Consider the following 26,468-nt stretch of genomic DNA (forward strand, 5'->3'; position numbering starts at 1 on the left):
AAAATTACTATTTTCAGTTCTTTTTATTTTCGGAATGAGCCAAAATTTTCGTGCTCAATCTAATCCAACTTATATAGGGTTAAACACCTACCTCAATATTTTAGAAGGTCAATACGATGTTGTTTTTTCCTATGGAGATGATTATATTAAATCCTCAAGCGTAGCATATGCTGAAAATTTAAAAAATTTAAAACAGTATTTAAACTACCTAAGAGAACAAACCCCTTTTAAGTATCTCGTACAGAGTGAAAGTAATATTCTAGTGATACAAAAACCTTTTAAAAAAACTATCTGTGTCAATGTAATCAATGAAATTACTCAAGAGCCTTTGACAAACGCAAGATTAAAGATTGATAGTTATATATACAAATCAAATTCTAAAGGTCAATTTCAAATTCCAATCCATTCAAAGGTTATAAATTTTAAGATATTTGCAGAAGATTTTATCACTCAGCAATATACAATTGATACTTCTCTAGAACGCGAATGTTATGAGCGATATATCAGTCCGTTTTATCAAGAATTAGATGAAGTTGTACTGACCAATTTATTGACACGCGGTATTCAAAAGATTGCTTCAGGCGGACTAGAAATTAACTATAAAGAATTTGGCTTATTACCTGGCTTGGTAGAGCCTGATGTGCTACAGAGTTTACAGGCTTTGCCTGGTATAATTAGTAGTAAAGAAAGCGTATCTTATTTAAATGTAAGGGGCGGAACACATGATCAAAATTTATTTTTATGGGATGGTATTAAAATGTACAATACATCGCATTTTTTTGGAATGATTTCGGCTTTCAACCCTTATATGACTCAAAACGTAAGACTCATAAAGAACGGAACCTCAGCCAAATTTGGTGACGGTGTTTCTAGCCTAATCGATATGAAAACAAGCAATACGGTTGCAGATAGCCTAAATGTTGAGATAGGATCCAATCTCATTAATGTAGATGCTGTAGTTGAAGTCCCGTTAAGCTATAACTCTTCTTTAGAATTGTCATCGAGGCAATCTATAAATTCACTTTGGGAAAGCCCAACATACAACCAATATTTTGAGAAGATTTTTCAGAATACAGAAGTTACAAATTTTGGCTCACCCTCTGTTCAACAAAATGATGATTTTTGTTTCTTTGATACGGCTTTAAATTTTAAATATCAAATTACCGATAAAGATTTTTTAAAAGTCAATATGTTTTATGCTGAAGATCAGTTTGCACTAGAGCGCTTTGATGTTGATGGCACTCGCGTCAATATACGCAGTAGTAATTTAGAACAAACCAATTTTGCTACCGGGTTGTTTTACAAGAGGAAGTGGTCTAACAAGACGACATCTCATTTTCAATTTTATTCATCGTTGTACAACCTTAATGCTGACAATACCAACCTGCGTAATCAACAGCGCTTAGATCAGATAAATGAAGTTAGAGAAACTGGATTTAAAATTAATATTGAGACTCAATTGTCAAAACAATTTAAAATTGAAAATGGTTACCAATTTAATGAAACCGGGATTTTAAATTCTGAAGAAATCAATGACCCTAGTTTTTTTAGAGAAACTCAAAATTCTATTTTAACCCATAGCTTATACTCTCAATTGAATTATAGCTCAAGCAATAGTTTGCTCAATTTGAGCTTAGGTGCAAGAGCCAACTATTTTTCTAAATTTGATAAATTTCGCCTAGAACCTAGATTTAATTTGAGTTATGAATTTACTGATGATTTATTTTTAGAAATATTAGTGGAACAAAAAAACCAAGTGACCTCACAAACTATTGATTTACAAACAGATTTTCTTGGGGTTGAAAATAGGCGATGGGTATTGTCTGACCCCGAGAGCAGACCTGTTGTGGAAAGTCAGCAAATCTCTGCCGGTTTAAACTTTATCAAACCCAATTGGTTTATCAATCTAGATTTTTATTACAAAGCAGTTGATGGCATTACTACTCAGGGACAAGGTTTTCAAAATCAGTTTGAGTTTGTAAAAACTCATGGTCGTTATGACGTCAAAGGATTTGATGTATTGGTCAATAAGAGCTTTGAGCCTTTCTCTGGATGGGTAAGCTATAGTTTGTCAGAAAATAATTATAAATTTGAAGATTTATCGCCATCTTCTTTTCCTAATAATCTAGATATCAGACATGTCATCTCAACAGGTTTGAGTTACGAAAACAATGGGTTGAAATTGTCTGCCGGATATAATTGGCATTCCGGAGTGGCCACGACCTTGTTGTCAGAAAACCAAGATCAACTGCCTCAACAAATTCGATTTGAAAGCCCAAATGCTGAGCGACTTAAAGATTATTTTAGGTTAGATTTTTCTACAACTTACACTTTTAAATTATTTAGAAGTGTAAAAGCCATTGCAGGTGTTTCTTTTTTGAATATTCTAGATAACTCCAATGTTTATAATCAATTCTACACCATTGGAGACAATGAAAGTATCCATACTTTTAGACAAAATGGTTTGGGTTTTACACCCAATGTGATGTTTAGGCTTCGGTTTTAAAAGACAGTAGTTTTTAGTGTATCTCGCCAAAACGTAAAAACATAAAAGCGAGTGGAGAGATTGTCTATTCTTCTAAAAGCTTATTGATTTGATCGAGTTGTGGCTCTAAAACCACTTCTATTCTTCTATTCTTAGCTCTACCAGATTTGTTAGTATTGCTCGCTACTGGTGCAAACTTACCACGACCTGCAGCGGTTAAATTTTGTGGATTAATACTGTTGTTTTTAAGTAAGAGTTTTAAAACTTCTGTGGCCCTTTTTGTCGATAAATCCCAGTTGTCTTTAAGCGGACCATTGCCACCATAAGGCACATTATCGGTATGCCCTTCTATCAAAACTGAAATATCAGGATTTTGAGCTAAGACATTAGCTAATTCGCTGATAGCTTTCTGACCTTCTCGGCCAACATTCCAACTGCCTGAGGCAAACAAGAGCTTATTTTCCATAGAAACATAAACTTTACCATCGCGTTGTTCAACACTTAAACCACGACCTTCAAAATCGACGAGAGCTTCGCTCAATTTGTTTTTTAAATTGTTGAGTTTAGCATCTTTTGAGGCGATTAAATTTTCTAATTGTTCTATTCTGTAGGAGCGTTTGTCTAAATCTTTTTGGAGTTGCTCAAGGCGTTTTTGTTCTTCAGCAAGGGCTTTTTCTTTATCTTCAAGTTGTTTGAGAAGGTCTCGATTTCTCTTGGCGTTGGCTTGAAGTAGTTCACTGCTGTTTTGCTCTAAGGCGTTGTATGAAGCTTCTAAATTTTGAAGTTTTGAAGTCTGTTCATTATAATCCCCTGAAAGTTCTTCGTAATCTTTTTGAAGTGCTTCAAGTCTATTCTGACTTTTTTCATAATCAGAAGTTAATTGGCTTTTACTTTTTTCACAAGCTTCAAGTTTTTTAGTCAATAAATCATTTTGCGACTGCAAATTATCGTAACGGGTTTGAAGGTTAACCAAATCTTTTTTTGGCACACAAGCACCAAGTAAGCCAATGGTGATAAACAAAAGCAAATATTGAGTTTTCATAGAATATTGTTTTTTAGAAATCTAATTTAAGTAAAACTGGGCAATGGTCACTGTGTTTGGCCTCTGGTAGTATAACGGCTCTTTTGATATTTTGTTTTAAAGGTTCAGAAACCAAATGATAGTCTAATCGCCAACCTTTGTTATTGGCTCTCGCATTTGCCCTATAGCTCCACCATGAATATTGCTCGACCTCTGGATTTTTAAATCTAAAGGAATCGATAAACCCACTATCTAAAAATTTTGATAACCATTCACGTTCTTCAGGCAAAAACCCTGATACTGTTTTAAGTCTTACAGGGTCGTGAATATCAATAGGTTCATGGCAAATATTGTAATCTCCGCAAATAACCAAATTGGGTTTGTCGTTTTTAAGCTTGTTGATATAGTTATAAAAATCAGCCATAAAGTCAAACTTTAGGTTGAGTCTGGCGTCATTCGTGCCAGATGGTAAATACAAACTCATCAATGAAAAGTTGTCAAAATCTAGTCTTAAAATACGCCCTTCATTGTCCATATAGTCGATACCGCAACCCACTTCAATATGTTGAGGTTTTACCTTTGAGATGATTCCAACGCCACTATAGCCTTTTTTTTGAGCAGAAAACCAATAACAATATTCAAACCCCAATTGTTTAAAGGCTTCAACATCGATTTGCTCTTCTTGAGCTTTGGTTTCTTGAAAACACACTACATCGGCATCGGTGGCCTTGAGCCAAGTGGTCAAACCTTTGCGCATAGCTGCTCGTATGCCGTTAACGTTGTATGATAGAATTGTCATTGTTTGTTTTTTAAAATTTAAGCTTACTTTATTTATTTTTACTTTTTAATGATTGTATTTAAACCATTAAGGCATTAAGTTTATTAAGACTTGACAGGAATATGGTTCAAAATATCCTTTAAAAACGCCCAAAACTTTTGGGTTGAGGAAATGCTGGCACGTTCATCGGGAGAATGTGCCCCTCTTATAGTTGGACCGAAAGACACCATATCCATTTCTGGATAATGACTACCTAGAATCCCACATTCTAATCCCGCGTGACAAGCCGCAATATTTGCTTTTTCACCAAAATTATTTTGATATAGCATATCGAGAACTTTTAAAATTTCCGATTTTGGATTTGGCGTCCAGCCAGGATAATCGCCTGAAAATTTTACTCGACAACCAGCCAAATCAAATACACTTTCAAGGCTGTGAGCCAAGTCCCACTTGCCTGAGTCAACAGAAGACCTTGTGAGGCAAGAGATTTCTATCTTTCCTTTTTCAATGTGAACCTTGGCGATATTGTTTGAAGTTTCTACTAAACCATCAATATCCGGACTCATCCTATAAACACCGTTGTGAGCAGCTTGGAGAGACTTAATAATTAGATCCTGTACATCACTGCTTAAAATGGATTTGGGTGTTCCACACGCTTTGAGTTGGATAGACATTTGAGGCTCCAAGGACTGATATTCCGATTGGATTTCTTCAGTTAAATTTTTAAACGAGGCTTTAAAAGCATCAATATCATCATTTGCAATGACAAAGATTCCAGTACTTTCACGGGGTATTGCATTGCGTAAGCCACCACCAACAAACTTTGACAACCTCATATTGTAGTCTTGATGAGCTTTAAATAAAAGTCGGGTTAAAATTTTATTAGCATTGGCAAGTCCCTTGATGATATCCATACCAGAATGGCCACCTTGTAAACTTTTAACGACAATTTGAAATGCTGTGGTATTTTCAGGAATAGACTCTTCAATATAAAACCGAGTAGCCGTGATATCCACACCGCCAGCACAGCCAATACCGATTTCATCATCTTCTTCAGTATCGAGGTTAAGTAAAATTTCACCGTCCAAAATATTGGGGTCTAATTTTTTTGCACCTGTCATTCCTGTTTCTTCGTCTACAGTAAATAAGGCTTCTACAGCTGGGTGTTTGATATCGTCTGAAGCAAGAATACTCATAATAGCTGCTACACCAAGACCGTTATCTGCACCGAGTGTTGTACCTTTAGCTTTGACCCAATCGCCATCCACATACATCTCTATACCCTGTGTGTTGAAGTCAAAGCTTGTGTCTTCATTTTTTTGATGTACCATGTCAAGGTGCGACTGAAGGACGACAGTTTTTTTGTTTTCAAACCCAGGTGTGGCGGGTTTTTTGATGATCACATTTCCTGCCTTATCCTTTAATGTTTCAAGGCCCAGATTTTTACCAAAATCTATCATAAATTGGATAACCCGTTCTTCTTGTTTTGAAGGTCTGGGTACAGCATTAAGTTGACTGAAATGATCCCAAACTATTTTAGGTTCTATATCGTTAAGCATGTTTAAAATTTTAGCCCAAAGCTAATAAATCTAAACCTTTTAAATCCCTAAGGGGCTAAAATATTAAAAGGTGAAAACGGGAGATTTCTTAATATCCAAAATGCTATAATTAAGATGAGAATTAGCCAAGCCGTTTTGGGATTGTAAAGCAGATTATTTGATTTTTGAGGGTAAAAATACGCCCGAATCCATAAAAATATTTTGTACAAAAGGACTAATAGCCCCATACCAATGAGAAAATTATGCTGAAATCCATCTAAAATCCTACCATGTAAAAAATCGTGCAGTGCTCGCTGGCTCCCACAGCCCGGACAATGCAACCCTGTAATGCTATGAAATGGACATTTTGGGATAAATAGCTGTCCGCTTGGATTGATATTAAAATATAACCATAACACTAACAAGCCTACCAAAACACCGAAGCAAATCAGTATAGTTTTTGTAAGCTTGTTTAATGTCATGGATTGATAAAATTAAAATTCAGCTTCTGATATCGCAGCAACGGCAACAGCGCCGTAAAAAATAGCAAACACGATAATGACAAGAAGCCCAATACCTATAGATAAAAAACTCCATACTTTAGCATTATTTGATGCGCTTTGTGCACCTTGGTAATCACCGGCAATAAACTTTGAGTTGACTTGCGATGCGTATATGATTGCGATAATTCCAAATATTTGACAACAAAATAGCGTCGATATAATGGATAAAGCGAGATAGTTTTGTGGTGGTTTAGGTTTGCTTTCCATTATTGAAAGTCTTCTGGATTAAATTCACCACTTTCTATCATTTCAAATACTGTAAATCCAACTACAGAGAAATAGATTATAGCTACAACTACTCCAATGACAGCAGCTAATATCCAAAATAATTTGGCATTTTTTGAGGCTTTTAGTGCACCGTCGTAGTCGCCTGCTGCATATTTTGAATTGACTTGTGTTGAAAATACAATGCTAACAATTCCAAGAGGTAAGCAACAAAAAATTGTTGACAAAATGGCTAATGCCAAGTAGTTAGGTGGTTTAGGTTGTTGAACTTGGTTGGTTTCTTCCATAAAATTGAATTTTTGGTTTAAGTTGGTAAATTAGTAATTTTTTTATAAAATATTAGAATTTCATGAAATTGTTAATTGTTTCATAAATGATATCTGGCTCAAAGCCTTTGTACATCAAATAATTTTTAAGCTTAGATTTACTTTTCCAACTAGTGTCCTTGCCAAGTTGGCTGAATTTTTTCTGAGCTAAATCTTTTATTTTTTTTCGATAGACACGGTCTTCAATTTGATCTAATGCTTTTTTTAAAAGAAAATCTGAAACTTTTCGTCTTTTAAGCTCTTGACGTATTCTTATTTTACCCCAACCTTTTTGATTAAACTTTCCCATGGCATAATTCATGGCAAAACGCTCTTCATTAAGAAAGTCGTGTCGAATTAAATCTGAAATAATTTGAGCTCTGGCTTCAGGAATCATATTCATATCAATGAGTTTTTGCTCCACCTCTTGATGGCAGCGGTCTTGATATACGCAGTACCTACAAAGTGCTTGAAACGCTTCTTGAACCGTATAAGATTTTGTTGTTTCTTTCATGATTTATTAACCATTTTATTGAACCATTAAGGAATTTATTAAATCTTAATGTGTTTTAACTTCTTAAAGGTTAGTTTTTTAGCTTAGACTTTTATTGATGTTTTGGATGTAGTCTAAAATTTCATCTTTTCCTGTCTTGTCTTTAGATGACGATAAAAATATAGGCATGAGCTCTTCCCAATATTCCATTAAAACAGATTTGTAATGTACAAGTTTTTCGTCTAAAGTTTGGGGTTTCAGTTTATCTATTTTGGTAAAGATGATCGAAAATGGAATAACATTTACGCCAAGCCATTGCATAAATTCTAGGTCAATGGTTTGTGGTTGGTGGCGAGAATCTATTAAAACAAATGCGTTGACGAGTTGTTTTCGTTTTTTAAAATAATCAGTGATAAATTTTTGAAATACTTTTTTTTCTTTTTTGCTCACTTTGGCGTAACCATAGCCCGGTAAATCTACTAAATGCCATTTTTCATTGATTAGGAAATGGTTGATTAATCTTGTTTTACCAGGTTTCCCAGACACTTTAGCGAGATTTTTTCGGCCGGTTAACATGTTAATTAACGAGGATTTACCCACGTTACTTCGACCGATAAAGGCGTACTCAGGTAATGTGCTATTGGGGCAATTTTCAACTTTTGAATTGCTGATGACAAATTTGGACTGCTTAATCTCCATAATTTATAGTTTGCGTTTCAGCAACCACTCGTGTAATACGGTGTTAAATTGCTCCGGATGTTCCATCATGGCAGCATGACCACATTTGTCTATCCAATAGAGATCAGAATTTGGTAATTTTTCATGAAATTCTTCAGCAACATTTGGTGGTGTGACGTCATCTTGTTTGCCCCAAATAATACATGTAGGTTGCGGCATATTGGGAAGGTCTTTGGCCATATTGTGTCTAATGGCGCTTTTGGCAATGGCTAAAGTTCTGATAAGTTTTCCTCTGTCATTGACAGTTTTGTATACCTCATCAACAATTTCTTTAGTTGCGACTTTAGGATCGTAAAAGACATTTTCTGCTTTCTTTTTGATGTAATCATAGTCACCCCGTTTTGGATAGCTCTCACCCATAGCACTTTCATAAAGTCCAGAGCTTCCTGTGATGATCAAGGCTTTTATAGATTCAGGATAAAATTTTGTTGTGAGTAAACCAATATGACCACCGAGGGAATTTCCTAATAAAATGACGTCTTTATATGCTCTATGGTCAATAAATTCTTTGATGTAAGTAGAGATGTTTTTGATGTTAGTTTTTAAAATGGGTAAACTATAAATAGGCAATTCTGGGATAACGACTTTGTAGCCATGCTGCGGAAAAAAATTAACAACACCGTCAAAATTACTCAGTCCACCCATTAAACCATGTAATATAATAATGGGTGTGCCTTCACCTATTTCTATGAATTTAAACTTTCCATCCTGTTCTAATTTGTGTTCCATCAATTGTATTTATTTCTGGTATTCAAATATAATTAACTTTTTTAATTAGTAGTTGATGTGCAGTAAAAATGGTGAATTGTAAGCGGTTTTTAGCTTAGGGATTCCCGATGAAATATTAATAATAAATATTTATCGGGACAAGATGCTTGACAACTCCCGCACGTGCGGGAGATATAACGGATAGCCCGTTAAGAGCCAATACTAAAGTTATAAGTCGTCTATAACTTTACTGATTCGGGTTGTTATTTCATCAATGCTGCCAACGCCATCAACCCCGTAATATTTATCTTTTTTCTGATAATAGGATTTTAAAATCGCAGTCTCATCATAATAAACTTTGATGCGATTTCTGATAACATTTTCATTGGCATCGTCTGGTCTTCCTGAGGTTTTACCACGCTCTAGTAGACGTTTTACTAAGACTTCATCATCGACTTCTAGTGCTATCATGGCATCAATTTGTGTGGATTTTTTTGTCATGAGTTGATCGAGACTCTGGGCTTGAGCTTCAGTTCTGGGAAAGCCGTCAAAGATAAATCCGTTGCACGGCAGATGTTTGTCAACTTCAGCATTGAGCATTTTTATGGTGACTTCGTCTGGAACAAGCTTTCCGTTATCGGTGTAGGATTGGGCGAGCTGACCCAAATCTGTCTTGTTTTTAATGTTATACCTGAACATATCACCAGTTGATAGGTGAATGAGATTGTAGGTTTTCTTTAAAATGTCGGCTTGTGTACCTTTTCCGGCTCCTGGTGGGCCAAATAAAACAATATTTGTCATAATTTATGAGGTTTTAAGTTGATAGACATCGGGTAAATTTCTGCCTAATCCATCATAATCTAGGCCATAACCCAGAATAAATTTATCAGGAATATTTATGCCGATGTAATCAATAGGATATGTTTTTTTATAAGCATCCGGTTTATGAAATAAACTCACAATCCGATAAGATTTTGGGTTTTGAGCTTGAAGATGTTTTATGAGGTATTCTATAGAATTGCCGGTATCCACGATATCTTCAACAATAATGATATCCTTATTTTTGAGCTGTTCTGCTTCCAGATAAGCTTTAACCTTACCTGTTGTATGCGTTCCTTGATAGGATGCCAGACGCATAAAACTCAATTTACAATCGCCCTTGTAATTTTTAACCAAATCGGAAGCAAACATAAACGCGCCATTGAGTATGACGAGGAATGTTGGTGTTTTTCCAGTGTAATCCTGTTCTAATCTTGCTGCCAATGCTTTCACCGATTTTGATATCTCATCACGTGAAATGAAGGGCTTAAACTCTAAATCTCCAATTTTCATTTTTTACAAAAATACAAAGGTAACGAATCTGCGCTAAAGCTCATTATATAAGTAGCTAATGTTAAAACTATTCCTCTTCATTTAATTTATTGATATAAAAATCAATGTGATTTTCCAACTGTGACTTAGGATATTGAATGTCGGTAAAACTTTCCATACGTTCTTTTAAGATTTTGGCGACAAGATAACGCGCAGTAGGTTTGTCGTCGGCAGGAATATTATACCACGGCGCATGAGGTTTGGAAGTTGCATTAATGGCTTTTTCGTAAGCCCTGATATACTTTGGCCAAAGCTGTCGTTCTTCAATATCTTCAGGAGCAAACTTCCAGTTTTTGTGTGGTTTATTGAGACGTCTGAGCAATCGCCTTTTCTGTTCAGATTTTGAGATGTTGAGAAAAAACTTAAATATAATTGTCCCGTTCTCATGAATAATTTCTTCAAACTGATTGATTTGATTGAGGCGCTTATCCCAAAATTTTTCTGTAATTTGATCAATGTTTTGAATGTGTGGTAGATTTTCTCCAAGAATTATTTTAGGATGCACCCTAGAAATAAGTACATTTTCGTAATGTGATCGGTTAAATACAGCATATTTGCCCCGTGCCGGTAGCCTTTTGTAATGGCGCCACAAAAAATCTTGTTTAAGCTCTAAAAGTGTTGGTTTTTTAAAGCTATAGCAGTTAACGCCTCTGACGTTAAAATCTTTAAAGACTTCTCGAATTAAACTATCCTTTCCAGAGGTGTCCATGCCCTGAATGCAGACTAAAACACTGTATTTGCTATGGGCATACAATTTGTTTTGTAGGTCGCCTAGTGTTCTTCTGGTGTTGAGTAATTCTTTTTCAACTTTAGAACTTTTAGAGCCTAAGTCAAAACTCGTGGGTAATTTTCTTAACTCAGTAAATGGTAATATTTTAAAACTCTCGATATCTATTTTTTCCATAGTTTATTATTTAGTTTTCACACCTCTTTTGCCAAAGTCTATCACTTCTAAATTCTCGATTTTAGAAGTATTAATTTCAAACCTCAACATGGTTCTTTTTAGATGAAAGCCATGTTTGCCGATAGCTCCAGGATTCATATGTAATAAATTTAATTTTTTATCGGGCACAACTTTTAAGATATGAGAATGCCCGCAAATAAACAAATCTGGAGGATCTTGTTCTAATTCTTTTTTGATGTTTGGGTTATAGCGGTTAGGATAGCCGCCGATATGGGTTATCCAAACTTTTAACTTGTCTATATTGAAGTGTTGGTGCAGTAGAAAACAGGATCGAATGTCGTGGCTATCGATATTGCCGTAAACGGCCCGAAGTTTGGTGTGTTGTGCTATGGCGTCTGTGACTTTCAGATCACCTATATCGCCTGCATGCCAGACTTCATCGGCATGTTTTGCATAGTCTAATATTTTATCATCAATATATGAATGCGTATCACTCAATAACAGTATCCGCATGATTTTGGTTTAAAGATAGTGTTTAGCCTCTTCTAGCGCTTTAGAAATACCTTCAGGATGTTTACCACCTGCTGTAGCAAAAAAGGCTTGTCCGCCACCTCCGCCATGAATGTGTTTTCCAAGTGACTTAATGATTTTTCCAGCGTTATAGTTCTGCTCTTCAGCTAAATCTTTTGAGATAAAACAACTTAAAATAGCTTTTCCGTTTTGTTTAGAACCTAAGATGAGAAACAAATTTTCTATTTCGCCACCGAGTTGAAAGGCGACATCTTTCATCGCTTTAGGGTCTAAATCGACTTGTTTAGCAATGAAATTGACACCGTTTATAGTTTCGGTCTTATGTTTTAATTCAGTTTTTATGGTTTTAACTTTTTCCTGAAGCAGTTTTCGATTTTCATTCTTGAGCACTTCAAATTCTTGAATTAATTTGTCTATATGTTCAACAGGCTTTTGATTAGATCCTACGAGTTCTGATATTTGTTGGATTTCATTATCTTTCTGCTTGAGGTATTGTCTTGCAGCCTCATTGGTTATGGCTTCTATCCGTCTTACACCTGAGGCCACAGAAGATTGACTTATGATTTTAAAATACCAAATGTCTGAGGTATTGTTGACGTGTGTTCCTCCACAAAGTTCAATAGATTCCCCAAATTTTATGGTGCGCACTTTATCACCGTATTTTTCGCCAAATAACGCCATAGCACCCTGAGCTTTTGCTTCCTCAAAATCTGCTTTTCGATTTTCTTCTAAATGAATATGGTCAGCAATCATCGTGTTGACTGTGTTTTCAATTTTTGAAATTTCTTCCGGTTTGAGTTTTTCAAAGTGTGAAAAATCGAATCGCAAGTAGTTTTCATTGACCAAGGATCCTTTTTGCTCGACATGACTCCCCAGGATTTTTCGTAGAGCATAATGTAATAAATGGGTTGCAGAATGATTACACGCTGCAAAAAACCGTTTTTCAGAATCAACCCTGGCAATAAACTTTTGATCTATGTCAGAAGGGAGTTTTTTGGTAATGTGTATAATATCACCGTGCTCATTTTTGGTATCCAGAACTTCTATACTTTCATTTTCAAACTTAAGTATGCCGCGATCGCCTACCTGTCCACCGCCTTCTGGATAAAAAGGGGTTTGGTCAAAGACCATTTGATAGCGTTGTCCCTCTTTTTTACTTTTCAGGCTACGATACTTAAGAATTTGTGATTGCGTTTCTAACTGGTCATAGCCCACAAACGTAGGGGTTGAGTCTGTTTTTACAATATTCCAATCACTCGTTTTACTTTCAGATGCATCTTGAGAGCGCTTTTTTTGTTGCTCTAAGGCCAACCTGAATTCTTCTTCATTATAGTTATAGCCTTTTTCGCTTAAGATTAAAGCCGTTAAATCAATTGGGAAACCGAAAGTATCAAAGAGTTCAAAAGCTTTGTAACCTGAAATAGTTTTAGATGAACTTTCTTTGATGATATCCTCAAGCCGTTTTAATCCTTGAGATAAAGTTTTAAGAAAACTATGTTCCTCTTCCTTGATGACTCGCTGGCATAGTATATTTTGCTTGGTTAATTCCGGATAATCTCCGCCAAGCTGCTGGGTTAAGACTTCAACTAATTTAAACATAAAAGGCTCGTTCATGTCCAAAAACGTATAGGCATACCGCACGGCACGTCTTAATATACGTCTGACGACGTAGCCAGCGCCATTACTGGAAGGCAACTGTCCGTCTGCTACACAAAACGTCACTGCTCTAATATGATCTGCAATCACTCTTATAGCAACATCTATATCTTCATTTTTACCGTAACCTTTGTTTGAAATACTTTCAATTTTTTTGATAATCGGCTGAAAAATATCGGTGTCGTAATTAGATGTTTTACTTTGAAGCAATCGACATAGTCGTTCAAAGCCCATGCCGGTGTCCACGTGTTTTTGGGGTAAGTTCTCTAAGCTCCCATCAGCTTTTCTGTTGAATTGAATAAAAACTAAATTCCATATTTCAATGACCTCAGGATGGTCCTTATTAATGAGGTCTTTTGCAGGGATTGCTTTTTTATCAGCTTCAGATCTTAAATCAATATGGATTTCAGACGAAGGCCCACAAGGCCCTTGATCGCCCATTTCCCAAAAATTATCTTTCTTATTACCGAGAACTATTTTTTCGTCATCTACCAAAGTTTTCCAATGCGTTATGGCTTCTTTATCTTTTTCTAAACCGTCTTCTGGATGACCTTCAAAAACAGTAGCGTATAGATTGTCAGGATTAATTTTATAAACTTCAGTTAAAAGCTCCCAAGCCCACTGAATAGCTTCACTTTTAAAGTACCCGCCTGCCGGATGGGCAGGATCGCCAAAGCTCCAATTGCCCATCATCTCAAACATCGTATGGTGGTAATGGTCTTTACCAACTTCTTCAAGATCGTTGTGTTTGCCAGAAACCCTAAGACATTTTTGTGTATTATAAACCCTAGCGTGCTCAACTTTTTCAGTTCCTAAAAAAATAGACTTAAACTGATTCATCCCCGCATTAGTAAACATTAATGTTGGATCGTCTTTAAGAACAATTGGCGCTGATGCTACGAAATTGTGGTTTTTCTGCTTAAAAAAATTAAAAAATTTAGCTTTGATTTCTTTTGAATTCATGGACAAAAAGGCTTAAGCTGTGTAAGTATTGAATTTTATTATATTTGCAATGTTAATCAGCGATGACGCAAAAGTAATATAAATTTAATAATGCGAAAGGTAAAATACTATTACGATACTGAAACGCTCTCCTATCGAAAAATAGAACGGAAGAAGGGAAAAGTCTTTGGCCTTACGTTGTTGTTCATTTTAGGAACTCTGGTCGCTAGCATTTTACTACTCATTGTATACCTTAATATTCCAGGTATAGAAACCCCAAAAGAGAAAGCTTACAAACGTGAGCTCGATCAAATGACATTTCAATACGAAATGATGAATCGGGAGATGGAAGAAATCACAAGCGTTGTTAAAGAACTCGAGGAGCGAGATAATAAAATATACAGGGTTTATTTTGAAGCAGACCCTATCTCTGAAGAACAAAGGAAATCAGGTTTTGGGGGTGTAAACCGTTATAAAGATCTTGAAGGTTATAATAACTCTGAAATTATCATCAAAACTAAAAAAAGACTTGACCAGCTCAAAAAACGAATTGTAGTTCAGTCTAAGTCCTTAGATGAAATAGTCGAATACGCTTTAAATAAAGAAGAACTTCTAGCATCGATTCCTGCCATACAACCTGTTCAAAACGACGATCTGAAGCGAACCGCATCAGGATACGGTATGAGAATGCACCCGATTTATAAAATCCGAAAAATGCATACCGGGATGGACTTTTCTGCTCCAGAGGGCACGCCAATATTTGCCACGGGTAATGCCAGAGTAAAAAAGGTCAAGAAATCCCGAAGAGGTTATGGTTATCATGTGGTCTTAGATCACGGGTTTAATTACGAAACGCTATACGCACACATGAGTAAAATCAGTGTATTCAGGGGTCAAAAAGTAAAACGCGGAGAGATTATTGGGTATGTTGGAGACACCGGTTCTTCAACAGCACCTCATTTACATTACGAAGTAATTAAAAATGGTCGTCATGTGAATCCAGTATATTTCTATTACAACGACCTGTCGGCTGAAGACTATGAAGCTATGATTAATAATTCTGCTTTAGAAAATCAATCTTTGGATTAAATCTATGAAAGTCCATTTACCAGAAAAATTGTATTACAATATCGGTGAGGTAGCCAAAGCATTTGAGGTAAATACTTCCTTAATCCGATTTTGGGAAAAAGAATTTGACATCATCAAGCCAAAAAAAAATGCCAAAGGCAATAGAAAATTTACACCTGAAGATATCAAAAACTTTGAGTTGATATACCATTTGGTTAAGGAGCGTGGGTTTACCTTAGACGGGGCAAAACAGCATCTCAAAACGCATAAAGATGATACGCTTGACACCTATGATCTCATTAGAAAGTTAAAATATATTAAATCTGAACTTGAGGCTTTAAAATCTAATCTATAATATTGTTGATTAGTTTTGTACAAAATCAAAAGTATTTTTATATTTGCAATCCGCTTTAGAAATAATTTAGTTAAACATATATCGCGGGGTAGAGCAGCAGGTAGCTCGTCGGGCTCATAACCCGAAGGTCGCTGGTTCGAGTCCAGTCCCCGCTACTACAAAGCCACTTCATTAAGAAGTGGTTTTTGTTTTACATGGTCGCTGGTTCCCCCGATGCTTTGGGGCAGTCCCCGCTACTAATTAGCCATTAGCCTTTAGCTAGTGGCTTTTTTTATTAGGTAAATTAAAAAAATATCTGTTAGGACGAGTCCAGAAGTCTCGGGATATCCTGAGCGCAGCTTAACGAAGCCGAAGCAAGTCCAGCCAGCCTGCCGACTAGCAAGAAGGCAGGTCCCCGCTACTAAAAAAACCACTTCTTAATGAAGTGGTTTTCAGACACGTTCGGTTATAACGTTTTAGCCATTAACCATTACTTTTCTTGTAGTCGGCTAAGAATTTTTCCAGTCCGCTATCCGTTAGAGGATGTTTGAGTAAACCTTCTATAGACGACAGTGGGCCAGTCATGACATCTGCCCCAATTCGAGCACAATCTATCACGTGCATGGTGTGTCTCACTGAAGCGGCGAGTATTTCGGTTTCAAACCCATAATTGTCATAGACCTGACGAATATCTGCAATTAGCGTCAGCCCATCGGATGAGATATCATCTAGCCTACCAATAAATGGAGAGACATAACTGGCACCGGCTTTGGCTGCTAAAAGGGCCTGACCCACAGAAAATACCAAGGTGCAATTGGTACGAATACCTTGATCTGAAAAATATTTAATGGCTTTTACGCCTTTTTTGATCATCGGGACTTTAACTACGATCTGGTTGTGGAGTTTAGCCAAAGCTTCGCCTTCTTTTACAATACCTTCAAAATCGGTGGCAATAACTTCAGCACTGACATCACCATCAACAATTTCGCAAATATCGATATAGTGTTGTTTGATGTTAGCTTCTCCTGTAATTCCTTCTTTGGCCATGAGAGAAGGATTGGTGGTTACACCGTCGAGAACGCCGAGGTCTTGGGCTTCTCTGATTTGCTCTAGGTTTGCAGTATCAATAAAAAATTTCATAAGTTTTATTTTAAAGTTTATAATGTTTTAAAAGAATTTTCTCAAAAAGGTTTTGAGGTAGAATGTGCTTTAAAGTTACAGAAAAACATTGTAAAAATGCTCCAGATCTGTAGTTGACTTTGGGTTGAGAATGTTGTATGATTTGATGTACTTTTTTTGCCAATTTAATGGGGTTTTCGCCTTTATCGACATCTTCATCCATCAATTCTAGGGAGGATTTGTAATTGGTGTAATAAGGCGAATCTTTTTGTAATGGCGAGTGAAATCTGCCGCTTGCAATATTAGTCGCAAAATCACCGGGTGCAAGATTGACCATTTTGATGTTAAATTGCTTTAATTCCATGCGGTAAGCTTCAGTAGCTTTAGCCAAAGCACTTTTTGAAGCAGAATACATACCTCGAAACGGTAAACCCATGTGAGCGGCAATAGAGGTGATATTGATAATTAAGCCTTGTTTGTCTTTTCGCATGAATGGTAAAACCGTATTGATAAGGTTTAAGGGCCCAAAAAAATTGGTATTAAAATGCGCTTTAGCCTCGTTTTGAGGAACTTCCTCCATTGGTCCCGTTATTCCAACACCAGCATTATTGATCAGGATGTCGAGATGTTTTTCTTTGGATATAATTTTATCGATGCAAGACTTAATACTATCCGGCTCCGTAACGTCCAGACTTAAAAAGTGAACCCCATTAACCTCATCGGATTTGGGGTGTCTGGAAGTCCCGTAAACTGTATAGTTCTGTTTGACAAGATATTCAGCAATAGCCTGACCTAAACCCGAAGATGCGCCGGTGACCAATACAACCTTTGGCATGTTTTAATTTTTTGTAAATATCGGAAATATTGTTGACAAAAGCGCATAAAAAAAGGCAAGCGACCTACATCACACCGCTACGACCATCTACCTTTGCTGCGTTCCCGCCCTGGAGGATTCGACAGGAGCTGGTTGTGTAGGACTTGCCTCGTGCAAATATACAACCTTTGTCAGGTTTTCCAAGTTTTTTAAATTTAAAATTGTCTAAATTTGTATCAAATTCTTTTAAAGCTTTTACAAATGCGAAAGTTAGTATTCTCCCTATTTGTGCTGTCAATAATCCTTTCATCATGTCAGGACCAGAAACACTTTAAAGTAGAATTCAACACACCAGCAGACGATTTAAAACTCAATCAAAATTTAGAGGTTAATATTATACCATTAACAGATAAGAGTATTGATTCGGTCACATTTCAACTACAGCATAAAACGGGGACAACTACAAAGCGTTTTCAAATGCCGCTCACAGACCTTTTATTAGGTCGCCATAATTTAAAATTCAAAATTTATACTAAAGCTGATGTTTTTGAAATAAAAAAGCCACTTAAAATATTAAATCACAAACCTCCAAAAATTTTCAGTTATGAGGTTATTAACGCCTATCCTCATGATATAGATGCCTATACGCAAGGGCTGGAATTTTACAAGGATACCTTATATGAAAGCACAGGACACTATGGAGAGTCTACTTTACGTAAGGTCAATTATAAAACAGGGGAAATCTATAAATCACACCAATTAAAAAATCATTATTTTGGAGAAGGTTTGACTGTTATAGACGATAAAATCTATCAATTGACTTGGCGTGAGGGCGAAGGTTTGGTTTATGATATCAATAGCTTTGAGGTGATAGACAAGTTTAGATATAATAAAAGTGAAGAAGGTTGGGGATTATGTCACGACGAAAATTACGTTTATAAAAGCGACGGTACCGATAAAATCTGGCGTTTAGACCCTAAAACCTTACAAGAAATTGATTATATCCAACCTACCACTCATCAATCTATTTCTGAAAAGTTAAACGAATTAGAATATGTCGATGGTAAAATCTACGCCAATACCTATCAAAAAGATGGTGTTGCTATTATTAACCCAAAAAATGGCGCAATTGAAGCTGTTGTTGATTTCAGAACTTTAAAAAAACAAGTCAAACAACATTCTGATTTGGATGTATTGAACGGCATAGCTTATCATCCAAAAACCAAAAAACTTTACGTTACAGGAAAAAATTGGAACAAATTGTTTGAAGTGAAAGTCATTTCAAAATAATATTAAACTGCTGTCGTTTATTAACTATGATAAAACTCTTAAAATCTTATTGTCCGTTTCTTTTAGTCATTATGGTTTTGGCTATGTCTTCCTGTAGAGAAGATTTTGAGTTTGAACCCAGCTCGGGAAATCTTGAATTTTCTACAGATACTTTATTTTTAGATACGGTTTTTACCAACATAGGCTCAAGTACTTTTCAGTTTAAAGTTTATAACCGAAGTGATGACGACATATCTATACCAAGTGTGGGTTTAGCAGAAGGTGAAAGCTCTAAGTATCGCCTTAATGTTGATGGTGTGCCTGGTAAAACATTACAAAATGTTGAAATTTTGGCCAATGATAGCATTTTTGTTTTTGTTGAAGTTACCGCTGATATAGAAGAGGTTATAGCTCAGGACACTCAGTTTTTATTGACGGATGAAGTCGAGTTTGATAGTGGTGATCAACTTCAAAAAGTAGATTTGGTGACTTTAATCCAAGATGCAGTATTTCTCTTTCCAGAACGTTTTGAAGATGGCACAACCGAAACAATTTCACTTGGTATGAATGAAGAAGGTGACGAAGTACTTATAGATGGTTTTATTTTGGATGATTCTGAGTTGGTTTTTACAAATGAAAAGCCTTATGTAATATATGGTTACGCAGGTGTGCCAAGTGGGCAGACTTTGCAAATACAGGCCGGTGCAAGACTCCATTTTCACGACAACAGTGGGATTATTGTAGCACAGGATGCATCACTTCACGTCAATGGTCAACTTAGCTCGGATCCTGAATCACTTGAAAATGAAGTCATTTTTGAAGGGGATAGATTAGAGCCCGAATTTTCTGAAGTTCCCGGGCAGTGGGGAACGATTTGGTTAACAGCAGGCAGCACCGATAATCAATTCAATTATGCGACTATAAAAAATGCAACCGTAGGTATTTTAATGGATTCTAATGATGGGAGTAATACCCCAACTTTAACACTTAAAAACACGCAGATTTACAATTCATCTAATGTAGGTTTATTGGCTAGAACTGCCTTTATTGAGGCTGAAAACTTCGTGGTAAATAACTCTGGTCAAGCTTCTGTAAATCTTTCATTAGGTGGACAGTATAGTTTTAAGCATTCAACGATTGCCAATTATTGGCAAAATTCCTTTAGGCAATTTCCTGCTTTATTAATAGAAAATCAATTAGAGACTCAGGATAATCTATTTCTAGCCGATTTGGTTGAAGCGACATTTTCAAATTGTATCATTTATGGCAATGAAAGGGTAGAGGTACTTTTCAATCGCGCAGAAGAGGCTGCATTTAATTTTAAATTTGAAAATAGTCTGTTGCGTATCGATCCTTTTAATACTCAGCTTTTAGATGAACCTGAATTTGATTTTGACAATACAGATTTATATGAAAATATATTGCTAAATGCTTCTCCGGAATTTTTAGATACCCAGCTTAATCAATTGAATATTAGCGATGAATCTGCAGCCAATGGATTAGGTAACACTCAAAGCTCATCTGAGGTGCCTTTTGATATTTTGGGTATAAATCGTACCTCAAATCCTGATGCTGGGGCTTATGAGAGTGTCGTTTTTGATGTGGAATAAGATATATAGCAATAAAGCCGTTTCGATTTCGAAACGGCTTTATCTAAACTATTCTGAAATCAGTCTATTTTGAGTATTTCTGAATTAATGGCATTAACTTCATATTGAGTTCTTGAGCCATTCCCATTGTTTCTTTGGTCATTTTTTCTTGAACTTCGAGATTTTTTTGGCCTATGTCGCTATTGTAAAAATCTAAAAGCTTTTTAATTTCATCATGCGAATAATATTCCATGCTTTTTTCTGCTAATTTCACATAGAAGTCTTCCATAACAGGTTTTAATTCTTTTTTGAACGCTTCTAAGTTGTCTTCTGGTATCATCGTGTAAACTTGACTCATGTTAGCTTCAACTGCACCAGAGGACATTTTGGTTAGTTTTAGTGCATCTTCTTTAAAGGCTTCGTCTTGGGCTTGAACAGAAATAAATGTTCCTAGACATAAAGCTACTGTTAGTAAAATCGTTTTTTTCATCATAAAATATTTAAAGGTTAATAGTTATTATACAATTTGAGTTTCTGCAAATAAAGGTTTTGATGAAATACTTCGCTCAATTTCCTGTTTTATATTTTCCAAAGCTATATCATCTTTGTGTTGAGTTATTACTTTATCAATAAGGCCAACTACCCAATGCATATCAGATTCGACAAATCCTCTAGTTGTTAACGCAGGTGTACCTACTCTAATTCCTGAGGTTACAAATGGCGATTGATCGTCGAAGGGCACCATATTTTTATTTACGGTAATGCCTGCCTTTCCAAGCGCCTCTTCAGCTGCTTTTCCTGTAATGCCTTTGTTTCTTAAGTCTATCAGCATCATATGATTATCAGTCCCACCTGATATAAGGTTGTAGCCTTTTTCAACGAAGATATTAGCCATAGCTTCAGCATTGTTTTTGACTTGAATCATGTAATGTAAAAACTCATCAGTCAAAGCTTCGCCAAAGGCAACCGCTTTTGCTGCGATAATATGTTCTAATGGGCCACCTTGATTTCCAGGGAAAACACCAGAATTCATTAGAGAAGACATTTTTTTAAGCTTACCGCTTCTAAATGTTTCACCAAATGGATTGTCGATATCTTCTCCAACCAATATAATACCTCCGCGAGGCCCTCGAAGAGTCTTGTGTGTAGTCGAAGTTACGACATGACAGTGCGGAATAGGGTCTTTTAATAGTCCCTTAGCAATTAATCCTGCAGGATGTGCAATATCGGCGTGTAAGACTGCGCCAACTTTGTCGGCAATTACTCTAAAAGCTTTGTAATCTATTTCTCTAGAGTACGCAGAAGCACCAGCAATGATCATTTTTGGTTTTTCTTTTAGGGCAATACTTTCTATCTTATTATAATCTAATCGTCCAGTTTTTTCATCTACACCATAAAAAACAGGTTGATATAGTTTACCAGAAAAATTAACAGGTGATCCATGAGTTAAATGTCCACCATGTGCTAAATCAAATCCTAAGATTTTGTCACCTGGTTTTAAACACATAGAAAAAACAGCTGTGTTGGCTTGAGAACCGGAGTGCGGTTGAACATTGGCATAACTTGCTCCAAAGAGGCTTTTTGCCCGATCAATGGCGATAGTCTCAACCTCATCCACAATCTCACATCCGCCATAATACCGCTTGCCTGGATAGCCTTCAGCATATTTGTTGGTCAAAACTGAACCTGCAGCTTTGAGTACATTAGGACTTGCAAAATTTTCACTAGCTATAAGCTCTAATCCATTTTTTTGTCGCTCTTCCTCAGCTGAAATTAAACTAAAAATTGCTTTGTCTTCTGTCATGATAATTTATCGTTAAAACTGATTCAAAAATAATAAAAGCATTCGGTTAATTGACATAAAATAATATATTTGAATGATGTTTAATTATTGTTTACATTAAAAAAATCTTATATGAGCCTATTAGCTAACGATCCAAAACGAAAAACTTGGCTAGATATACCTGACAATTCAGACTTCCCAATTCAAAATATTCCATTTGGAGTTTTCTTGACTCGTGATGACATTATTACAATTGGTACTCGAATTGGTGATTATGCCATTGACCTCGGTGCTTTACATCAATTAGGGTATTTTGAAGGCATCCCTTTGACAGATGATATATTTCTGCAAGATTCTTTGAATGATTTTATTGCCGATGGTCGAAAAACGTGGCGAAGCGTCAGAAATAGAATTGCTGAAATATTTGACAAAAATAATTCCAAACTGAAAGACAACAAAGATCATCGGCAAACTGTGTTGTTTAAACTCGATGAGATAGAAATGCAAATGCCAGTTCAAGTTGGAGATTATACAGATTTTTACTCTAGCAAAGAACACGCTACTAACGTGGGTAAAATGTTCAGAGATCCAGATAATGCATTATTACCAAACTGGCTCCATATTCCCGTTGGGTATCACGGCAGGAGTTCATCGATAATCCCAAGTGGTATTCCGGTGCATCGTCCTCAAGGCCAAAAAATGCCAAAGGGTGCAGACGCGCCAATTTTTGGTCCATCACGACTGGTTGATTTTGAATTGGAAATGGCTTTTGTAACCACTGCAGCAAATCCCTTAGGTCAGCCAATTCCTATAGATGAAGCAGAAAATAATATTTTCGGAATGGTTATTTTTAATGATTGGAGTGCACGTGATATACAAAAATGGGAATACGTACCATTAGGCCCTTTTTTAGCTAAAAGTTTTGCGTCTTCTATTTCGCCCTGGATAGTTACTTTGGATGCTTTAGAGCCTTTTAGAACAGAAAGTCCTAAACCAATTAAGCCCCTGTTACCTTATTTAAATTCTAAAGACCACAAAAAAAGTTTTGATATCAATCTGGAAGTTGGAATTACACCCAAAAATAGTACAGAAACCGTCGTATCTCGCACCAATTTTAAATATATGTATTGGAATATGAGTCAACAGTTGGCTCATCACACCGTTAACGGTTGCCCGGTCAATAGTGGAGACATGATGGCCAGCGGTACGATTTCAGGTCCAACACCAGACTCTTACGGGTCCATGTTAGAGTTGTCATGGCGTGGCGAAAAACCATTAAAACTTAAAGATGGTGCTGAGCGAAAATTTATAGAAGATCACGATACAGTCAAGATGAGAGGCTATTGCCAAAATCACGAAGTCCGTATCGGCTTTGGTGAAGTGAGTACAAAACTCTTGCCAGTTTTTAAAGACAAGTAATCTATGAGTTTTACGGATAAAGAAATAATTGATAACTTAAAAACCATTATCAAACCCTACGTTAATGATAAAGAAAGATTAGAGAATATAAATCCTGATACTGAATTTATCAAAGACTTAGAAATCAATTCTGCCAATTTAGTTGATGTGATATTGGATGTAGAAGATAAATTTGATATAAGAATTGAAAATGATGAAATGGAAAAAATGCTTTCTGTCGGGGCTTCATTAGAAATAATTCAATCCAAAATTACATAAACTATTCAAGCCTTAGGTAATGATATTATTAATTGGCAGGTCGCTAGATGTCAAACTCAAAAACTTAGACAACGATGTCTAGTAAAATTATTTAATTCAGCAGAGTTAGATTACATTCATAATCATGACTCTTCAATTTTAGCCTTTTGGCATATGTGGTCCATCAAGGAAACAGCCTATAAAGCTTGGCAAAGGCTGGTTAAGGCTAGCCCCATTTTTAATCCATTAGCATTTCATTGTCAAATGATTTCAGATTCCGAATGTGTTGTGAGCATAGAAAATTTAAATTTTAAGGTCAATTCAACACTAAATTCAGAATTTATCTATTCGAGTATCATTTCTAAAGAAAACACAATCTCTAAAGTATTTGATTCGAAGGTATTGTTTGAAGATTTTACTAATCAATTAGATTATTATGGCTGGTGTTTTAAAAAAGATAATAATGGGATTCCTAGCCTGTATTCTGAGCGGAGATCAACAGTCTTACCAATCAGTATATCACATGACCAGAATTGGTTTGCTGTACAGATTACAAAACAAATCGCTGAGATTATTTTTGAAAAAGCATAACGACGTAAAGAAACAAATAAAGCAAACCTCCTGATCTTCCTAATAAGGCAAAAATGACAAATGCTATACGGATATTCTTTGCTTTAGTTCATTCTTAGACCTAAGCATTCACAAACGCCTAGAACCATAATTTAACTTTTAGCGAATTTAAATTCAAAGGTTTTACCGTCAATTTAAGTATTTTTTCTCTACATAAAATGTTCCGAAGGGAATTACAGAAGCCAGAATAACGAATACTAAACGGCGTAATGTCCAGCTTAATTCAAAATACACCCAAATGGCCCATGCGACATACGCTACAAACAATATTCCATGTATCATCCCGACGACACGAACCCAAGAAGGGTCTTCCCAGATGTATTTCAATGGCATGGCGATAAACAACAAAACCAGTAATGAAATCCCTTCTCCGCGTGCAACCCACTTAAAACTTTTTAACATCATAAAGGAATATTACCGTGTTTTCTTTCAGGTGCTTTGACAGACTTGTGTTCAAAGGTTGCAAATGCTTTTATCAACTTTCGGCGGCTATCTTTTGGCATAATCACTTCATCTATAAACCCACGTTGTGCTGCTCGCATAGGATTGGCAAACATGTCGGCATATTCTTTTTCTTTTTCAGCCAATTTATCTTCTGGATTCTCAGCAGATTTTATTTCTTTTCTAAAGATAATTTCACTCGCGCCTTTGGCTCCCATTACAGCAATTTCAGCAGTTGGCCAAGCGTAATTAAAATCTGCTCCAATGTGTTTTGAATTCATAACGTCGTAGGCACCACCGTAGGCTTTTCGAGTGATTAAAGTGATTCTAGGCACTGTAGCTTCGCTTAGTGCATACAGCAGCTTAGCACCATGCAAAATGATTCCATTCCATTCCTGATCTGTACCGGGTAAAAACCCAGGAACATCTACGAGGACAAGCAAAGGAATATTGAAAGCGTCGCAAAATCTCACAAATCGTGCTGCTTTTTTTGATGCATCAACATCTAATACTCCGGCTAAACTCATGGGTTGGTTAGCAACAATACCAACACTTCTTCCACCTATTCTTGAAAATCCAACCAAAATATTATCTGCATAATCTTTGTGAATTTCAAAAAAGCTGTCTCTATCGATAATACCATCGATGACATCGTGCATATCGTAGGGTTTGTTGGCATTATCGGGAATAATGTCCTCAAGCTCAGGTCTTAGTTCATCGCCAAATTCCACCTCAAGTTTCTTTGGCTTGCTCTTAAAACTTTGGGGTAAATAGCTCAAGAGAGTTTTAATGTTTTCCAAACATTCTATATCATTAAAAGCAGTTAAATGCGTCACACCAGATTTTGATGAATGCGCTGAGGCTCCACCGAGTTCTTCTGCTGTGATATCTTCATTGGTAACGGTTTTGACCACGTGTGGACCGGTGACAAACATATAACTGGTGTCTTGGACCATAATCGTAAAATCAGTCATAGCCGGCGAATAAACTGCACCACCAGCACAAGGTCCCATAATGGCAGAAATTTGTGGTACAACGCCGGAGGCTTGAACATTTCTGTAAAATATATCAGCGTAACCCCCAAGAGAGCGAACACCCTCTTGAATTCTGGCGCCACCAGAATCGTTTAAACCAATAATTGGCACGCCAATTTTTACAGCATGATCCATGATTTTGCATATTTTTTCGGCATGTGTTTCAGATAATGCGCCACCAAAAACAGTAAAATCTTGAGCATAAATACAAACTAATCTGCCATTTATTTGACCAAAACCTGTAACGACACCATCGCCATAATAGATCTGTTTATCCATGCCAAAATCTGTGGTCCGATGTGTGACTAGCATACCAGACTCTTCGAAGCTGCCTTCATCAAGCAGGTATTCTACGCGCTCTCTAGCCGTTAGTTTTTTCTTGGCGTGCTGTTTTTTTATACGCTCTTCACCACCGCCAAGTTTAGCTTGTTTAATTTTTTCGTTTATATCATATTTGTTTGTTGACATGGCAA

28 protein-coding genes, 1 tRNA gene and 1 other RNA gene are annotated in these 26,468 nt (G+C 36.2%); 9 read left to right on the forward strand and 21 right to left on the reverse strand.

The window, feature by feature from the left end; all coding sequences use genetic code 11:
• The first annotated feature begins 34 nt into the window (after positions 1-34).
• Entirely contained in the window at positions 35-2,506 is a 2,472-nt protein-coding gene (locus tag FCN74_RS03990; RefSeq protein WP_138931287.1) for a TonB-dependent receptor plug domain-containing protein, read from the forward strand.
• A 64-nt stretch (positions 2,507-2,570) separates the two neighbouring features.
• Here the strand turns inward: FCN74_RS03990 and FCN74_RS03995 are convergent, their stop codons facing one another.
• From FCN74_RS03995 to alaS, 14 genes are all read right to left on the reverse strand, one after another.
• Positions 2,571-3,527 (reverse strand): OmpA family protein, encoded by a 957-nt coding sequence (locus FCN74_RS03995; protein ID WP_138931288.1) that lies wholly within the window; start codon positions 3,525-3,527, stop codon positions 2,571-2,573.
• 13 nt (positions 3,528-3,540) lie between these two features.
• Complete coding sequence (locus FCN74_RS04000; protein ID WP_138931289.1) at positions 3,541-4,305, reverse strand: exodeoxyribonuclease III; 765 nt, start codon at positions 4,303-4,305, stop codon at positions 3,541-3,543.
• Positions 4,306-4,388: 83 nt separating this feature from the next.
• Complete coding sequence (locus FCN74_RS04005; RefSeq protein WP_394348019.1) at positions 4,389-5,843, reverse strand: aminoacyl-histidine dipeptidase; 1,455 nt, start codon at positions 5,841-5,843, stop codon at positions 4,389-4,391.
• A 47-nt stretch (positions 5,844-5,890) separates the two neighbouring features.
• The gene (locus tag FCN74_RS04010) at positions 5,891-6,304 is read right to left on the reverse strand and encodes a DUF2752 domain-containing protein (RefSeq protein ID WP_138931291.1); all 414 of its coding nucleotides are present in this window, start codon (positions 6,302-6,304) and stop codon (positions 5,891-5,893) included.
• A 12-nt stretch (positions 6,305-6,316) separates the two neighbouring features.
• On the reverse strand, positions 6,317-6,592 hold the full coding sequence (locus tag FCN74_RS04015; RefSeq protein ID WP_138931292.1) for a CD225/dispanin family protein: 276 nt from the start codon (positions 6,590-6,592) through the stop codon (positions 6,317-6,319).
• Positions 6,592-6,897, reverse strand: a complete 306-nt coding sequence (locus tag FCN74_RS04020; RefSeq protein WP_138931293.1) for a CD225/dispanin family protein — start codon at positions 6,895-6,897, stop codon at positions 6,592-6,594. The genes FCN74_RS04015 and FCN74_RS04020 overlap by 1 nt, the downstream gene beginning before the upstream one ends.
• 52 nt (positions 6,898-6,949) lie before the next feature.
• Positions 6,950-7,429 carry a regulatory protein RecX gene (locus FCN74_RS04025; protein ID WP_138931294.1) on the reverse strand — a complete coding sequence of 160 codons (480 nt, stop codon included), beginning with the start codon at positions 7,427-7,429 and terminating at the stop codon, positions 6,950-6,952.
• A 78-nt stretch (positions 7,430-7,507) separates the two neighbouring features.
• Entirely contained in the window at positions 7,508-8,107 is a 600-nt protein-coding gene (gene yihA, locus FCN74_RS04030) for a ribosome biogenesis GTP-binding protein YihA/YsxC (protein ID WP_138931295.1), read from the reverse strand.
• 3 nt (positions 8,108-8,110) lie between these two features.
• Positions 8,111-8,875: an alpha/beta fold hydrolase gene (locus tag FCN74_RS04035; protein WP_138931296.1), complete on the reverse strand. Its 765-nt coding sequence runs from the start codon at positions 8,873-8,875 to the stop codon at positions 8,111-8,113.
• Between the two features lie 207 nt (positions 8,876-9,082).
• Positions 9,083-9,655 (reverse strand): adenylate kinase, encoded by a 573-nt coding sequence (locus tag FCN74_RS12330; protein ID WP_138931297.1) that lies wholly within the window; start codon positions 9,653-9,655, stop codon positions 9,083-9,085.
• A 3-nt stretch (positions 9,656-9,658) separates the two neighbouring features.
• Positions 9,659-10,186 (reverse strand): hypoxanthine phosphoribosyltransferase, encoded by a 528-nt coding sequence (hpt, locus tag FCN74_RS12335; protein WP_138931298.1) that lies wholly within the window; start codon positions 10,184-10,186, stop codon positions 9,659-9,661.
• A 67-nt stretch (positions 10,187-10,253) separates the two neighbouring features.
• A complete protein-coding gene (locus FCN74_RS04050) occupies positions 10,254-11,129 on the reverse strand; it encodes a PPK2 family polyphosphate kinase (protein WP_138931299.1) in 876 nt (291 codons plus the stop codon).
• A gap of 6 nt (positions 11,130-11,135) precedes the next feature.
• Positions 11,136-11,645 carry a metallophosphoesterase family protein gene (locus FCN74_RS04055; protein WP_138931300.1) on the reverse strand — a complete coding sequence of 170 codons (510 nt, stop codon included), beginning with the start codon at positions 11,643-11,645 and terminating at the stop codon, positions 11,136-11,138.
• Positions 11,646-11,651: 6 nt separating this feature from the next.
• Positions 11,652-14,279: an alanine--tRNA ligase gene (gene alaS, locus FCN74_RS04060; RefSeq protein WP_138931301.1), complete on the reverse strand. Its 2,628-nt coding sequence runs from the start codon at positions 14,277-14,279 to the stop codon at positions 11,652-11,654.
• A 90-nt stretch (positions 14,280-14,369) separates the two neighbouring features.
• On the opposite strand from alaS, the gene FCN74_RS04065 reads away from it, so the two are divergent.
• The 3 genes from FCN74_RS04065 (at position 14,370) to FCN74_RS04075 (ending at position 15,836) form a co-directional block, all read left to right on the forward strand.
• Positions 14,370-15,347, forward strand: a complete 978-nt coding sequence (locus tag FCN74_RS04065) for a M23 family metallopeptidase (RefSeq protein WP_138931302.1) — start codon at positions 14,370-14,372, stop codon at positions 15,345-15,347.
• Between the two features lie 4 nt (positions 15,348-15,351).
• A complete protein-coding gene (locus FCN74_RS04070; RefSeq protein WP_138931303.1) occupies positions 15,352-15,681 on the forward strand; it encodes a MerR family transcriptional regulator in 330 nt (109 codons plus the stop codon).
• 82 nt (positions 15,682-15,763) lie between these two features.
• A tRNA-Met gene (locus FCN74_RS04075) sits at positions 15,764-15,836 on the forward strand.
• 307 nt (positions 15,837-16,143) lie between these two features.
• Here FCN74_RS04075 and fsa read toward each other — a convergent pair.
• The 3 genes from fsa to ffs all read right to left on the reverse strand — a co-directional run bounded on the left by fsa (position 16,144) and on the right by ffs (position 17,763).
• Positions 16,144-16,800, reverse strand: coding sequence for a fructose-6-phosphate aldolase (fsa, locus tag FCN74_RS04080; RefSeq protein ID WP_138931304.1), 657 nt, complete (start codon positions 16,798-16,800; stop codon positions 16,144-16,146).
• A 10-nt stretch (positions 16,801-16,810) separates the two neighbouring features.
• Positions 16,811-17,614 (reverse strand): SDR family oxidoreductase, encoded by an 804-nt coding sequence (locus tag FCN74_RS04085; RefSeq protein WP_138931305.1) that lies wholly within the window; start codon positions 17,612-17,614, stop codon positions 16,811-16,813.
• A 50-nt stretch (positions 17,615-17,664) separates the two neighbouring features.
• Positions 17,665-17,763, reverse strand: an RNA gene (ffs, locus tag FCN74_RS04090) — signal recognition particle sRNA small type.
• Between the two features lie 91 nt (positions 17,764-17,854).
• Here ffs and FCN74_RS04095 point away from each other — a divergent pair.
• Together FCN74_RS04095 and FCN74_RS04100 are read left to right on the forward strand one after the other, a co-directional pair.
• Positions 17,855-18,883, forward strand: coding sequence for a glutaminyl-peptide cyclotransferase (locus tag FCN74_RS04095; RefSeq protein WP_138931306.1), 1,029 nt, complete (start codon positions 17,855-17,857; stop codon positions 18,881-18,883).
• A gap of 26 nt (positions 18,884-18,909) precedes the next feature.
• Positions 18,910-20,472: a hypothetical protein gene (locus FCN74_RS04100; protein WP_138931307.1), complete on the forward strand. Its 1,563-nt coding sequence runs from the start codon at positions 18,910-18,912 to the stop codon at positions 20,470-20,472.
• Between the two features lie 64 nt (positions 20,473-20,536).
• Here FCN74_RS04100 and FCN74_RS04105 read toward each other — a convergent pair whose 3' ends face one another.
• On the reverse strand, positions 20,537-20,941 hold the full coding sequence (locus FCN74_RS04105) for a DUF2059 domain-containing protein (RefSeq protein ID WP_138931308.1): 405 nt from the start codon (positions 20,939-20,941) through the stop codon (positions 20,537-20,539).
• 27 nt (positions 20,942-20,968) lie between these two features.
• Positions 20,969-22,255, reverse strand: coding sequence for a serine hydroxymethyltransferase (locus tag FCN74_RS04110; RefSeq protein WP_138931309.1), 1,287 nt, complete (start codon positions 22,253-22,255; stop codon positions 20,969-20,971).
• Between the two features lie 111 nt (positions 22,256-22,366).
• Here FCN74_RS04110 and fahA point away from each other — a divergent pair, with 111 nt between their 5' ends.
• The 3 genes from fahA to FCN74_RS04125 are packed head-to-tail and all read left to right on the forward strand — an operon-like array spanning position 22,367 to position 24,481.
• Positions 22,367-23,653 carry a fumarylacetoacetase gene (gene fahA, locus FCN74_RS04115; protein ID WP_138931310.1) on the forward strand — a complete coding sequence of 429 codons (1,287 nt, stop codon included), beginning with the start codon at positions 22,367-22,369 and terminating at the stop codon, positions 23,651-23,653.
• Positions 23,654-23,656: 3 nt separating this feature from the next.
• The gene (locus FCN74_RS04120) at positions 23,657-23,911 is read left to right on the forward strand and encodes an acyl carrier protein (protein ID WP_138931311.1); all 255 of its coding nucleotides are present in this window, start codon (positions 23,657-23,659) and stop codon (positions 23,909-23,911) included.
• Positions 23,912-23,935: 24 nt separating this feature from the next.
• Positions 23,936-24,481 carry a 4'-phosphopantetheinyl transferase family protein gene (locus tag FCN74_RS04125; RefSeq protein ID WP_262710019.1) on the forward strand — a complete coding sequence of 182 codons (546 nt, stop codon included), beginning with the start codon at positions 23,936-23,938 and terminating at the stop codon, positions 24,479-24,481.
• Positions 24,482-24,649: 168 nt separating this feature from the next.
• Here the strand turns inward: FCN74_RS04125 and FCN74_RS04130 are convergent, their stop codons facing one another.
• Together FCN74_RS04130 and FCN74_RS04135 are read right to left on the reverse strand one after the other, a co-directional pair.
• Positions 24,650-24,925, reverse strand: a complete 276-nt coding sequence (locus tag FCN74_RS04130; RefSeq protein ID WP_317128760.1) for a DUF3817 domain-containing protein — start codon at positions 24,923-24,925, stop codon at positions 24,650-24,652.
• Positions 24,922-26,463, reverse strand: coding sequence for an acyl-CoA carboxylase subunit beta (locus FCN74_RS04135; protein WP_138931313.1), 1,542 nt, complete (start codon positions 26,461-26,463; stop codon positions 24,922-24,924). The genes FCN74_RS04130 and FCN74_RS04135 overlap by 4 nt, the downstream gene beginning before the upstream one ends.
• Positions 26,464-26,468: the final 5 nt, after the last annotated feature.

It is taken from the genome of Mesohalobacter halotolerans, from assembly GCF_006120725.1.
Taxonomy (GTDB): Bacteria; Bacteroidota; Bacteroidia; order Flavobacteriales; family Flavobacteriaceae; genus Psychroflexus; species Psychroflexus halotolerans.

Excerpts from the sequence above, each read along its gene's own strand:
- FCN74_RS04010 (WP_138931291.1), bottom strand. The coding sequence starts at position 6,304 with ATGACATTAAACAAGCTTACAAAAACTATACTGATTTGCTTCGGTGTT.
- yihA (WP_138931295.1), bottom strand. The coding sequence starts at position 8,107 with ATGGAGATTAAGCAGTCCAAATTTGTCATCAGCAATTCAAAAGTTGAA.
- FCN74_RS04070 (WP_138931303.1), top strand. The coding sequence starts at position 15,352 with ATGAAAGTCCATTTACCAGAAAAATTGTATTACAATATCGGTGAGGTA.
- hpt (WP_138931298.1), bottom strand. The coding sequence starts at position 10,186 with ATGAAAATTGGAGATTTAGAGTTTAAGCCCTTCATTTCACGTGATGAG.
- FCN74_RS04110 (WP_138931309.1), bottom strand. The coding sequence starts at position 22,255 with ATGACAGAAGACAAAGCAATTTTTAGTTTAATTTCAGCTGAGGAAGAG.
- FCN74_RS04035 (WP_138931296.1), bottom strand. The coding sequence starts at position 8,875 with ATGGAACACAAATTAGAACAGGATGGAAAGTTTAAATTCATAGAAATA.
- FCN74_RS04085 (WP_138931305.1), bottom strand. The coding sequence starts at position 17,614 with ATGCCAAAGGTTGTATTGGTCACCGGCGCATCTTCGGGTTTAGGTCAG.
- FCN74_RS04130 (WP_317128760.1), bottom strand. The coding sequence starts at position 24,925 with ATGATGTTAAAAAGTTTTAAGTGGGTTGCACGCGGAGAAGGGATTTCA.
- FCN74_RS04105 (WP_138931308.1), bottom strand. The coding sequence starts at position 20,941 with ATGAAAAAAACGATTTTACTAACAGTAGCTTTATGTCTAGGAACATTT.
- FCN74_RS04000 (WP_138931289.1), bottom strand. The coding sequence starts at position 4,305 with ATGACAATTCTATCATACAACGTTAACGGCATACGAGCAGCTATGCGC.
- FCN74_RS04100 (WP_138931307.1), top strand. The coding sequence starts at position 18,910 with ATGATAAAACTCTTAAAATCTTATTGTCCGTTTCTTTTAGTCATTATG.
- FCN74_RS04020 (WP_138931293.1), bottom strand. The coding sequence starts at position 6,897 with ATGGAAGAAACCAACCAAGTTCAACAACCTAAACCACCTAACTACTTG.
- FCN74_RS04095 (WP_138931306.1), top strand. The coding sequence starts at position 17,855 with ATGCGAAAGTTAGTATTCTCCCTATTTGTGCTGTCAATAATCCTTTCA.
- FCN74_RS04135 (WP_138931313.1), bottom strand. The coding sequence starts at position 26,463 with ATGTCAACAAACAAATATGATATAAACGAAAAAATTAAACAAGCTAAA.
- FCN74_RS03995 (WP_138931288.1), bottom strand. The coding sequence starts at position 3,527 with ATGAAAACTCAATATTTGCTTTTGTTTATCACCATTGGCTTACTTGGT.
- fahA (WP_138931310.1), top strand. The coding sequence starts at position 22,367 with ATGAGCCTATTAGCTAACGATCCAAAACGAAAAACTTGGCTAGATATA.
- FCN74_RS04025 (WP_138931294.1), bottom strand. The coding sequence starts at position 7,429 with ATGAAAGAAACAACAAAATCTTATACGGTTCAAGAAGCGTTTCAAGCA.
- FCN74_RS04015 (WP_138931292.1), bottom strand. The coding sequence starts at position 6,592 with ATGGAAAGCAAACCTAAACCACCACAAAACTATCTCGCTTTATCCATT.
- FCN74_RS04050 (WP_138931299.1), bottom strand. The coding sequence starts at position 11,129 with ATGGAAAAAATAGATATCGAGAGTTTTAAAATATTACCATTTACTGAG.
- FCN74_RS12330 (WP_138931297.1), bottom strand. The coding sequence starts at position 9,655 with ATGACAAATATTGTTTTATTTGGCCCACCAGGAGCCGGAAAAGGTACA.
- FCN74_RS04120 (WP_138931311.1), top strand. The coding sequence starts at position 23,657 with ATGAGTTTTACGGATAAAGAAATAATTGATAACTTAAAAACCATTATC.
- FCN74_RS04005 (WP_394348019.1), bottom strand. The coding sequence starts at position 5,843 with ATGCTTAACGATATAGAACCTAAAATAGTTTGGGATCATTTCAGTCAA.
- alaS (WP_138931301.1), bottom strand. The coding sequence starts at position 14,279 with ATGAATTCAAAAGAAATCAAAGCTAAATTTTTTAATTTTTTTAAGCAG.
- FCN74_RS03990 (WP_138931287.1), top strand. The coding sequence starts at position 35 with ATGAGCCAAAATTTTCGTGCTCAATCTAATCCAACTTATATAGGGTTA.
- FCN74_RS04065 (WP_138931302.1), top strand. The coding sequence starts at position 14,370 with ATGCGAAAGGTAAAATACTATTACGATACTGAAACGCTCTCCTATCGA.
- fsa (WP_138931304.1), bottom strand. The coding sequence starts at position 16,800 with ATGAAATTTTTTATTGATACTGCAAACCTAGAGCAAATCAGAGAAGCC.